General features: G+C 64.3%; 10 protein-coding genes. 6 read left to right on the forward strand and 4 right to left on the reverse strand.

Annotated features, from left to right (window positions below; genetic code table 11):
• Window positions 1–35 precede the first annotated feature (35 nt).
• Entirely contained in the window at window positions 36–578 is a 543-nt protein-coding gene (locus tag ILT44_RS23225; protein WP_204241985.1) for a GNAT family N-acetyltransferase, read from the forward strand.
• Here the strand turns inward: ILT44_RS23225 and ILT44_RS23230 are convergent.
• From ILT44_RS23230 to ILT44_RS23240, 3 genes are all read right to left on the reverse strand, one after another.
• A complete protein-coding gene (locus ILT44_RS23230; protein WP_204241986.1) occupies window positions 575–1,120 on the reverse strand; it encodes a regulatory protein RecX in 546 nt (181 codons plus the stop codon). The genes ILT44_RS23225 and ILT44_RS23230 overlap by 4 nt on opposite strands.
• A complete protein-coding gene (locus ILT44_RS23235; RefSeq protein WP_204241987.1) occupies window positions 1,117–1,869 on the reverse strand; it encodes a phosphatase PAP2 family protein in 753 nt (250 codons plus the stop codon). The genes ILT44_RS23230 and ILT44_RS23235 overlap by 4 nt, the downstream gene beginning before the upstream one ends.
• 104 nt (window positions 1,870–1,973) lie before the next feature.
• Window positions 1,974–3,167 carry a winged helix-turn-helix domain-containing protein gene (locus ILT44_RS23240; protein WP_204241988.1) on the reverse strand — a complete coding sequence of 398 codons (1,194 nt, stop codon included), beginning with the start codon at window positions 3,165–3,167 and terminating at the stop codon, window positions 1,974–1,976.
• A 189-nt stretch (window positions 3,168–3,356) separates the two neighbouring features.
• On the opposite strand from ILT44_RS23240, the gene ILT44_RS23245 reads away from it, so the two are divergent.
• Window positions 3,357–4,868: an MDR family MFS transporter gene (locus tag ILT44_RS23245; protein WP_239468468.1), complete on the forward strand. Its 1,512-nt coding sequence runs from the start codon at window positions 3,357–3,359 to the stop codon at window positions 4,866–4,868.
• Here the strand turns inward: ILT44_RS23245 and ILT44_RS23250 are convergent, their stop codons facing one another.
• A complete protein-coding gene (locus tag ILT44_RS23250) occupies window positions 4,869–5,075 on the reverse strand; it encodes a hypothetical protein (protein WP_204241990.1) in 207 nt (68 codons plus the stop codon).
• A 174-nt stretch (window positions 5,076–5,249) separates the two neighbouring features.
• Between ILT44_RS23250 and ILT44_RS23255 the strand changes: the two genes are divergently transcribed.
• The 4 genes from ILT44_RS23255 to ILT44_RS23270 all read left to right on the forward strand — a co-directional run bounded on the left by ILT44_RS23255 (window position 5,250) and on the right by ILT44_RS23270 (window position 10,071).
• Window positions 5,250–5,390 (forward strand): hypothetical protein, encoded by a 141-nt coding sequence (locus tag ILT44_RS23255; RefSeq protein WP_204241991.1) that lies wholly within the window; start codon window positions 5,250–5,252, stop codon window positions 5,388–5,390.
• 175 nt (window positions 5,391–5,565) lie between these two features.
• Complete coding sequence (locus ILT44_RS23260; RefSeq protein ID WP_204241992.1) at window positions 5,566–7,125, forward strand: helicase HerA domain-containing protein; 1,560 nt, start codon at window positions 5,566–5,568, stop codon at window positions 7,123–7,125.
• 133 nt (window positions 7,126–7,258) lie between these two features.
• Window positions 7,259–8,110, forward strand: a complete 852-nt coding sequence (locus ILT44_RS23265) for an AbiJ-NTD4 domain-containing protein (protein WP_204241993.1) — start codon at window positions 7,259–7,261, stop codon at window positions 8,108–8,110.
• 107 nt (window positions 8,111–8,217) lie between these two features.
• Complete coding sequence (locus tag ILT44_RS23270; protein WP_204241994.1) at window positions 8,218–10,071, forward strand: ABC transporter ATP-binding protein; 1,854 nt, start codon at window positions 8,218–8,220, stop codon at window positions 10,069–10,071.
• Window positions 10,072–10,248 lie beyond the last annotated feature (177 nt).

Raw genomic sequence — 10,248 nt, forward strand, 5'->3', positions numbered from 1 at the left:
CCGAGACACGTGATTCGAATTGCAAGGCAGGACCGATGCTTTCTGGCCCCTCCATTGCCGTCCCGACCATCGAAACCGAGCGCCTCCACTTACGCGGGCACAGCCTCGACGATTTCGCCGATTATCTCGCCCTCTGGACCGATCCGGCCGTCACCCGCTTCATCGGCGGCAAGCCCTCGTCCCGGGAAGAGGTGTGGGGGCGGCTGCTGCGCAATATCGGGCATTGGGCGTCACTCGGATTCGGCTACTGGGCGATCATCGAGAAAGACACCGGCCGCTTCATCGGCGAGGTCGGATTCGCCGATTTCCGGCGCGAGATCGAGCCGTCTCTCGACGACGTACCGGAGATCGGCTGGGCTCTGGCCCCTCATGCGCACGGGAAGGGCTATGCCACGGAAGCCGTGCGCGCCGTCGTCACCTGGGGGCACGCGCATTTCGGTCCCCGGCGCACCGCCTGCATTGTTGCGCCCGAGAACGAGCCGTCCATCCGTGTGGCCGAGAAATGCGGCTACCGGGAGTTCTGCCGCACGACCTACAAGGACAAGCCGACGATCATGTTCGTGCGGGAGGGGGGTTAGCCGTCCTCGTCGTCGATCTCGCTATCGATGACCCCGCGCGCCACGTCGAAGCGGAACCCGGCGCGGGCCATGGCGGCCAAGTCCTTGTCGCGGTAGGGCGCCCGCTCGCCGGGCCTGAAGGGTCCCAGCTTGCGACGCCGGGCAAAGGCGCGGGCGGCCTGTTCCTCGTCACCCTCCTTGCCTTCGAGCGCGGCTGCGATGGTGCTGCGATCGATGCCCTTGGCGGAGAGCTTCGCCTGGATGGCGCGCGCCGAGCCGCCCCGGCGGCGCAAGGTGGCGACACGCGCCTCCGCATAGCGCGTATCGTCGATGAGGCCGATCCTCAGGCTCTTGGCCACCACCTCGTCGATCGCGTCGTGGAATTCGGCGGGATCCTCGCCGCGCAGGCGACAGCGCTTGTCCACCTTCCGCCGCAGCACGCGGCGCAGGTTCTCGGCCGAGGATGAATAGCGCTCAAGATAGGCCATCGCCGCCCGCTGCAGGTAGGCGGGCGTGACCTTGCGCGGCGGCTTGCGGACCGGTTTGCTGGTCTCGTCCGTCATTCGGGCTTGACGTCGGATGGAGGCGAGGTCTCACCAGGTTTTTCCACCTGCCCGCGCCGCTGCAGCTGCAGCGCCACGAACCAGCACAAAGCCGCCCAGGCCGCACCGACCGACCAGCCGGCGACCACATCGCTCGGCCAGTGGACGCCGAGATAGACCCGGCTCATGCCGATGAGCAGGGTTATGATGATGGCAAGCCCCATGAAGAAAGCGCTGACGCGCCGGCTCTTCTCCACACGGGCGAGGAGAGCCCCCAGGGTGAGGTAGGTGATCGCCGAGAGCATGGCATGGCCGCTCGGAAAGCTTGCCGTGTAAACCCGGGTCGCATGGGGTACGAGGTCCGGCCGCGGCCGCTCGAAACCCATCTTGAGCCCGGTGGAGATCAGCATGCCGCCGACGATGGCAACGAGCACCAGAAGCGCTGCCCCCTGCCTTCGGGTCATGAGCAGATAAGCCCATGTGGCCAGGGTGATGAGGGACAGAATGGCGTAGCCGCCGAGTCCCGTGATGTCCCGCGCCGATTCTTCGAGCCAGGAGGGCCCGAGGGGATTGGCCGGGTTCTGCGGATCGCGCAGGGCGAGCAGAAGCTCACTGTCGAGGCCATGGATTTCACCTTCCTGCACCTCGTCGGCGAGCTCGATGAAGGCCCAGGCGAAGAAACCGCAGGCGGAGAGCGACAGCAGCGGACCGATCTCGTTGAGCCGCAGGCGGAGCCAAAGGCGGGTGGCAGGGGCGAGTAGCGTTTTCATGACCTTATGACATAGGAAGATTCGGACGTGTGACGAGCCTCAACTCTTGCAGCCTGTGCTCACAGGGCTGTCATGGTCGTGCAATGGGGCTCAAACTTGGGGGCTCAAACTTGCAGCCGCTTTCGCCACTCCTTCGGCGTGGTGATGGAGCCGAGATTGAGCCACTCGGCCATGAGACGCAGCTCGTCTCCCAGAGCGGGGGCGATCTCCTCAGGTTTCACGGAAGCCTCCGGGTGGATGGAGTGGACGATGAGATTGCCCCCTGCACGATCAGCCTTCAGGTCGACGCGCGCGACGATCTTTTCGCCCAGCACGAAGGGCAGGCAGTAATAGCCGAACTCCCGTTTCTCGGCCGGGGTGTAGATCTCGATGCGGTAGCGGAAATCGAACAGGCGCTCCGTGCGCGTGCGCTCCCAGACGATCGGATCGAAGGGCGACACCAGAGCCCGCGCCTCGACCCGGCGGGGAAACTTCGCCTGCGGATCGAGATAGACCGGCCCATTCCAGCCCTCGACGGTCACCGGGGTGAGGTCACCCGCTTCCACCAGCTCGGGGATTCGTGCCTTGGCATCCTGTGCTTCCAGGCGGAAATAATCGCGCAGGCAGCGCTCGGAGGCGATGCCGAGCGCCCTGATGGAGAGCCGAAGCAATTCGCGCTGCGCCTCCTCCGCCGAGGGCGTCGGCGCATTCAGGATTTCGGACGGCAGCACCCGCTCCGGCAGGTCGTAGACGCGCTCGAATCCGCGCCGCGTGGCGGTGGTGACCTCGCCGGCCCAGAACAGCCATTCGAGCGCCCGCTTGCCGTCGCTCCAACCCCACCAGGAGCCCTGCCCCTTGCCGCCGATCGAGAGCTCGCCCGCAGCGATCGGCCCACGCGCTTCGATCTCGTCCCGCACCGCTTCGATGAAGGCGCGCTTCTCGCGCCCGAACCTGGCCAAGCCGCCATAGATGCCCTGGCCCCGCTTGGCGCTCTCCATGCGCCAGCGGAAGAGAGGCTGCAGATCGAGGCGGATCAGCGAGGCCTCGTGTCCCCAGTACTCGAAGACCTCGCGCCTCTTTGGATGATAGGCGGTCTTTTCGAGGAGCCCGCGGTCATAGGCGCCGATGCGCGAGAACAGCGGCATGTAATGGGCCCGCACCAGCACGTTGACCGAATCGATCTGGAGCAGATGCGAGCGCTGCAGCGTGCGGCTCAGGTGACGCCTGGTGGCTGAGGCTGGGCGACCCTCATGAAAGCCCTGGGCTGCCAGCGCGATGCGCCGGGCCTGGGCGAGCGTGATTTGGATGCGTGACGGCATGGCGCGAACAATAGAGGAACACCCTAGAGCGATACCAGAGACGAGACCTCAACGCAGGGAGTGAAGCGGGCGGAACCTGTGGATGGGGCCGATGCTTAGCTCAGTCTTGACGGCAAACGCATGGCAGCCCTGCAATGCGGGGTTCGACACGCCTGCGGCTCGTCTCCTAGATGAGCCTGCCGGAACGCGATGGACACGATGGATCAGTCACCCTCAGCACAGCCCCACAGCAGCCAGGCCACGACCCTGACCCACACCGAGATTCGCACGATCATCTCCGGCGTCATGCTGGCCATGTTCCTGGCAGCCCTGGACCAGACCATCATCGCGACGGCGCTCCCGACCATCGGCCACGAACTTGGCGACCTGGAACACCTGTCCTGGATCGTGACCGTCTATCTCCTCACATCCACCGCAGTGACGCCGCTCTACGGCAAGCTCAGCGATTCCTACGGCCGGCGCGTCATCATGCTGGTCGGCATCGTGATCTTCATCATCGGCTCCATCGCCTGCGCGCTGGCACCCAGCATGGTCTTCCTCATCCTGGCCCGCGGCCTGCAGGGCATCGGCGGCGGCGGACTGATCGCGGTCGCGCAGACCATCATCGCCGACATCGTTCCGCCGAGGGAGCGCGGGCGTTATCAGGTCTATTTCGCCAGCGTCTTCATGAGCTCGAGCCTCCTGGGGCCGGTGCTCGGCGGCTTCTTTGCCGAGAAGCTGCATTGGTCGGTGATCTTCTGGATCAACATCCCGCTTGGCCTCCTCGCCTTCGCGATCGCCTTTCGCAGCCTGAAGAGCCTGCCCCGGTTCGAGCGTCCGCACCGGCTCGATCTTCTTGGCGCTGCCCTGCTCGTGACGGCCACCGTCGTCCTGCTCCTGGCCCTGAGCTGGGGCGGCATCCGCTACCCTTGGGGTTCCCTGCCGATCGTGGGGCTCATCGCGGGTTCCCTCGCGCTCTGGGTCCTGTTCGCCCTTCGCATGCGCCTGGCGCCCGAGCCCCTAATCCCGCCGGGCGTTCTGCACAATCCGGTGGTGCGCATGGCGACCCTCTCCGCCTGCTTCGGCATGGGCACCTATATCGGCCTGACCATCTATCTGCCGGTCTATTTCGAGACGGTGCGCGGCCTCTCGGCGAGCCTGTCGGGCCTGGCCCTCATTCCCCTCATGGCCGGCACCGTGGTCGGGGCGACGCTTTCGGGCCGCACCATGGCAAAGGTGAAGCACTACAAGCGGCTTCCCACCGGCGGCCTTCTGGTGGCCATAGTCGCCACCGGCGTGCTCGTTCTCCACGGGCAATCCCTGTCGATCACCGCCGTCGAGATCGTTCTCGGCATCATCAGCATCGGCTTGGGAACGGTCCTGCCCGTGACCATGGTCACGACCCAGAACGCGGTGGCGCCCCACCAGATGGGAACCGCCACGGGTACGGCCAATTTCTTCCGCTCGCTCGGCGGCGCCTTCATCGTGGCGATCTTCGGCGCCATCGTGCTCAGCGGCTCAGGGGTGACGGGGGCTGCGAGCTTCGAGGCCCTGGGCGAAGCGGCGGCCAAAAGCGGCATCAATCTCGCCGATGTCTTCAGCCATGTATTCCTGGCGGCCATCGTCGGCTTTGCCCTGTCCCTCGCGTTCCTGCTCGCCCTGGAGGAGCGGCCCCTGCGCGGCGCCGCAGCGAAGGCCGCAGAGGCGGCCGTGGCGGATTGATCAACGTCGGTTCCGCGAGCGCATAAAGAGCAGCACGATGGCGAAGACGATGATCAGGCCCGAGATCATCATTCCGAAGATGCCGAAAGCCCCTTCCGTCTCGGCTGCGCCGGGCGGCGTGGTCTGCGATCCCGGCGTCTCCGTGCCGGGGGTCGTGCCCTGGGCTTGGACAATCAGGGCATCCTCAGCGATTCGATAAGCAGGCATCGTCATCGTTCATCCTAAGGGTCTGCCTCATAAAAGGTGCCATATGTTTCCCTCCCCCTTGCGGGGAGGGATGAAGGGTGGGGGCGTAAACCCGAGGCGCGCGCTCGATCCAGAAGGCATGAAGGTTGCCACTGCCTCCCCTCTCCCGTGTGGGAGAGGGGCAGGGGTGAGGGCATGACGGTCAACCAGCCCGGCGCCGTCATCGCCGCTGCGGCACAGATCCCGTTTCGCTTTGTCCGGCATCGTCCCTCCCTCACCCCAACCCTCTCCCGCACGGGAGAGGGAGATGTGCTAGCTGGTTTTTTGCTGCTCTAAGGATTTGTAGCCGGGATCAATGATCCTCAGGGTCAAGAGTTTCCCGCTCCTGCGGCGTCGTGGCTGGGGACAGTCAATCTCGCCTGTGGAGAGCGTCAGATCGGTCGGCACATCCTTAAGCCCTGCCGTGTTAGGACCGTGCCGGGTTTTGAAGACGATCACATGAGGGAGGCTGATGAAGGCTGGCATCGACATGGGACAGGTCTCTTCGGGAGCGGCATCCCCCGCCTCGGGAGGACCATCGGCGCTGCTCGATCTGGAAGAGCTCCTTGCGACGCGTCTGCTCGTCCAGGGCAATTCCGGCTCGGGCAAGTCGCATCTCCTGCGCCGCCTTCTCGAGCAGAGCGCCAATCTCGTCCAGCAGGCCATCATCGACCCCGAGGGCGATTTCGTCACCCTGGCCGACAAGTTCGGCCACGTGGTGGTGGATGCCTCCCGTTCCGAGGGCGACCTGCAGCGGATCGCCGCCCGCGTGCGCCAGCACCGGGTCTCGGTGGTCTTAAGTCTCGAAGGACTCGACACCGAGGCGCAGATGCGCTGCGCGGCGGCCTTCCTCGGCGGCCTCTTCGACGCGGAGCGCGACTACTGGTACCCGATGCTCGTGGTGGTGGACGAGGCGCAGCTCTTTGCGCCTGCCGCCGCAGGCGAGGTATCCGACGAGGCGAGAAAAGTGTCGCTCGGCGCCATGACCAACCTCATGTGCCGCGGCCGCAAGCGCGGCCTCGCCGGCATCATCGCGACGCAGCGCCTCGCCAAGCTCGCCAAGAACGTGGCGGCGGAAGCCTCGAACTTCCTCATGGGCCGCACCTTCCTCGACATCGACATGGCTCGCGCCGCTGACCTGTTGGGCATGGAGCGCCGCCAGGCCGAGATGTTCCGCGACCTCGAGCGCGGCCATTTCGTGGCGCTGGGCCCCGCCCTGTCGCGCCGCCCGCTGCCGATCCGGATCGGCACGGTCGAGACCTCCACCCGCACGGGCACCTTCAAGCTCATGCCGCTGCCCGAGCAACCCAAGGAAGACGCCCGCGACCTCATCTTCAAGGCAGGCGAGGACGAGGTGGCCGCCCGCCCGGTCATGCCGCGCCGTGCGCCCCCGCCGCCTCCGGCCCCGTCCACCAACGACCTTCTGGCCCAGCTCGCCCGCACAAGGCCTGCGGCCGCGCCGGAGCCTCAGGCGGAGGAGACCGCGCAGTCCAAGGCCGAGCGCGAGGCTAGCCTCGACGCGATCCTGCGCGAGATCCTCGCCGACCCGGAGGCGGCCTTCCGCTCCGTGGCCGTTCTGTATCAGGATTTTCTCGTCCGCTGCCGCATCCGCCGCGTGGCCGGCGAGCCCCTCAACCTCAACGCCTTCCGCCGCCGTCTCGCGGTCGCCCGCGCCGGTGTCGACACGGCCATGGCCGAGGGCACCGAATGGGACCGCGCCGTCGCCTTCGCGGCGGATCTGGCGGAAGACATCCAGGGCATCTACCTGCTCATCGCCCGCGCCGCCATGGAGGCCTCGCCCTGCCCGCCGGACGGCGAGATCGCGCGCGCCTGCGGCAGCCGCTCGCCGGGCCGGGCGCGACGCCTCATCGCCTACATGGAAAGCCGCAACATCGTCGTGACCCGCAACGACCCGCGCGGCCTGCGCATCATCGCGCTTCCCGATCTCGGCTGGGAAACCGGCCCCGGCGACCCGAACGCCTTCGAGGACCCGCAAGGGCCGGAGGCACGGGATCTGTTTGCGGTGGGGTAGGTCTTGCGCCCTCTACAATTCACTGAAAATATTCGGTGTTCAGAGGTTTAGCTAATTTAGCAACGGTGTGATCAGCCCAGCCTATGTATCCTAGGCTATGCTTTTGAGTTCATTTGAAGAAAGATAAGTACGTATGCGGTTCTCAGAGAGGTATGGCCACAAACCTGTCCGCGCTGTTCTTCAAGTCGACTCGATGGACAGTGATCTTCGAACTTCTCTTTGGAATGTATTGCATTCATGGTTCCTCCCAAAAAAAGAGGGGCGTCTTCGAGAGCATGTTATTTTCTATGGCGTCGTACTTAACCTACAGCTGAATTTCTTCAAAAGAAGAATAGATGCCATTCCAGAATGGCAGGGGCGTTATGTCGAGTCGCTCCAGAAGTGGTTCTTTAGTTGTGAATGGTTCGAGGTATATGATTTCATGGAGTTTATGAGAACAGTCAGAAAAAACGATGATTGGAGGCCTGGTAGAACCGCATATGATATGTCTCTTTCTTTTGGAGATGCCATAAACTCGGTCTTAGAAAGAGAAGAGTCCAGTTACCGTTTTGTAGGAGAGCAACTTACAAAGATTATTGATGAAGCTGAAATTGATTCACTTGAACAGGCTCTACAATCCAATGATCGATTTTCAGGAGCCCGAGAGCACATGCGGGCTGCATTACAACTTTATTCAAATCGTAAAGACCCAGATTACCGAAATTCGATTAAGGAGGCCATTTCTGCAATAGAGTCCGCTGCATGCGTGATAGCTGAAGATCCAAAAGCAACGTTGGGCCAAGCATTGAAGGTAGCTGGAAAGAGTCATGATATTCACCCAGCTATGAGCAAAGCATTCGAACAATTGTACGGCTACACAAGCGATTCTGGTGGCATACGTCACGCAATGCTTGAGGAGAAGAACATCGATGAGCATGAGGCGCGCTTTATGCTCATAGCCTGTAGCGCATTCTTGAATTATCTAACTAGCCTATCGAAGAATTAGGTAGCGGAAGCTTCAATTCACCGCGATTGTCACCCTCAAGCCAAAGAGTGTTGCATCATTCCGGCCGCTGGCCCGTTTGATTCGGGTCGAAACGCACGCAGGCCCTGATGTTCCGCTTTTTCGAGACCCGCATCGATTTCCGAAAAAGGCCGCCGGAGGCGTCGCCGCCGGATACGCTCTGGGGCTTCTACTGGCACTTCATCGCCCAGGCGAAGGGCCTGTTCATCGCCCTGTTCGCGCTGGGCTTCGTGCTCGCCGTCGTCGAGGCGCTGATCCCCTGGCTCATCGGCCGCCTGGTCAATGCCCTCTCGACCACCTCGCCGGAAGCCGTCTTCGACCAGGCCGGGCCGCTGCTAATCGCCATGGCGGCCATCATTCTCCTGATCCGGCCGGTGGGCACGATCCTGTTCCGGCTGCTGGTCAACCATTCGCTCGCGGTCTCCTTCACCACCATGGTGCACTGGCAGAACTACTGGCACGTGGTGCGCCAGCCGCTCGGCTTCTTCCAGGAGGATTTTGCCGGGCGCATCGCCAACCGGGTGCTGCAGACAGGGCGTCCCTTGCGCGAAACGGTTCTCTCCGTCGCCCGCGCCGTCTGGCAGATCCTGATCTTCGGGGCGGCTTCCATCGGGTTGATGGGAACGCAGGACTGGCGCCTCGCCGTGCCCATGGCCGGATGGTTCGTGCTCTATGCCGCGCTGCTCGGCTTTTCCGTGCCGCGCATCCAGAAGCGCTCGCGCGTGTCGAGCGAGGCGCGCTCCGCCGTCACGGGAAAAGTGGTGGACAGCTTTACCAACATCATGACGGTCAAGCTGTTCGGGCGCCGCAAGGACGAGGACGAGTACATCAGCGAGGGCTACAGCCGGCTCAACGACGCCTTCATGAGCCAGCAGCGCATCAACACGCTCTACGTGGCAGGGCTCACGTTTCTGAACGCCGTCTTCCTGGTCGCGACCGGCGCCGTGGCCGTGTGGCTCTTCAGCGCCAAAAGGGTCGATGCCGGCACCATGACCACGGCGCTGCTGCTCTCCACCCAGATCGTCTCCATGTCCGGCTGGGTCGCCTTCGAGGTCATGGGCATCTTCGAGAACCTGGGCACGGTGCAGGAAGGCATGAAGACGATCTCGCGTCCGCTCACCATGCAGGACAAGCCGACGGCCAGGCCTCTCGCGGTAACGCGCGGCGAAATCCGCTTCGATGATGTCAGCTTCTCCTACGGCGAGGGCGACCAGGTGATCGACCGGCTCGACCTCACCATCCGGCCGGGCGAGAAGATCGGGCTTGTGGGCCGTTCCGGCGTCGGCAAGACCACGCTGGTCAACCTGCTGCTGCGGTTCTTCGTGCCGCAAGGCGGCCGCATCCTCATCGACGGGCAGGACATCGCCGATGCGATGGAGGAAAGCCTGCGCTCCCAGATCTCGGTGGTGACGCAGGACACCTCCCTCCTGCATCGCTCGATCCGCGAGAACATCCTCTACGGGCGGCCGGAGGCGAGTGAGGAGGCCATGCGCGAGGCCGCCCGCCAGGCCCATGCGAGCGACTTCATCGAGCGCCTCGTCGACGGACGCGGACGGCGCGGCTTCGACGCGCATGTGGGCGAGCGCGGCGTCAAGCTCTCCGGCGGCCAGCGTCAGCGCATCGCCATCGCCCGCGTGATCCTGAAGGACGCGCCGATCCTGATCCTGGACGAGGCCACCTCGGCCCTCGATTCCGAGGTCGAGGCGGCGATCCAGGAATCGCTTGCCACCCTCATGGAGGGCAAGACGGTGATCGCCATCGCCCACCGCCTCTCGACCCTGCAGCTCATGGACCGCCTGATCGTCATGGACGAGGCGCGCATCGTGGAGGAGGGCACGCATGAGGAGCTTCTGGAGAACGGCGGGCTGTATGCCGGCCTCTGGTCGCGCCAGTCCGGCGGGTTTCTCGTCTCGCGCCGCGGCGTGCGGGACGAGAGGGTTTGAGCAATGGCTGGCTTGCATTCTTCCCTCCCCCTTGCGGGGAGGGTGGGCGCGTCAGCGCTCGGGTGGGGGTGGTCCGATTGAGTGAGACCAGAAGCCAGTATAGCGCTTCTCCCTCTCCCGATTGGGAGAGGGTTGGGGTGAGGGCAGGCCGGTGCCGGATAAGGTGCTACGGGTTTC

It is taken from the genome of Microvirga arvi, from assembly GCF_016892765.1.
Lineage (GTDB): Bacteria > Pseudomonadota > Alphaproteobacteria > Rhizobiales > Beijerinckiaceae > Microvirga > Microvirga arvi.

Bases quoted from the DNA above. Each gene is read 5' to 3' on its own strand.
- ILT44_RS23225 (WP_204241985.1), top strand. From the start codon at position 36: ATGCTTTCTGGCCCCTCCATTGCCGTCCCGACCATCGAAACCGAGCGC.
- ILT44_RS23230 (WP_204241986.1), bottom strand. From the start codon at position 1,120: ATGACGGACGAGACCAGCAAACCGGTCCGCAAGCCGCCGCGCAAGGTC.
- ILT44_RS23235 (WP_204241987.1), bottom strand. From the start codon at position 1,869: ATGAAAACGCTACTCGCCCCTGCCACCCGCCTTTGGCTCCGCCTGCGG.
- ILT44_RS23240 (WP_204241988.1), bottom strand. From the start codon at position 3,167: ATGCCGTCACGCATCCAAATCACGCTCGCCCAGGCCCGGCGCATCGCG.
- ILT44_RS23245 (WP_239468468.1), top strand. From the start codon at position 3,357: ATGGACACGATGGATCAGTCACCCTCAGCACAGCCCCACAGCAGCCAG.
- ILT44_RS23250 (WP_204241990.1), bottom strand. From the start codon at position 5,075: ATGCCTGCTTATCGAATCGCTGAGGATGCCCTGATTGTCCAAGCCCAG.
- ILT44_RS23255 (WP_204241991.1), top strand. From the start codon at position 5,250: ATGACGGTCAACCAGCCCGGCGCCGTCATCGCCGCTGCGGCACAGATC.
- ILT44_RS23260 (WP_204241992.1), top strand. From the start codon at position 5,566: ATGAAGGCTGGCATCGACATGGGACAGGTCTCTTCGGGAGCGGCATCC.
- ILT44_RS23265 (WP_204241993.1), top strand. From the start codon at position 7,259: ATGCGGTTCTCAGAGAGGTATGGCCACAAACCTGTCCGCGCTGTTCTT.
- ILT44_RS23270 (WP_204241994.1), top strand. From the start codon at position 8,218: ATGTTCCGCTTTTTCGAGACCCGCATCGATTTCCGAAAAAGGCCGCCG.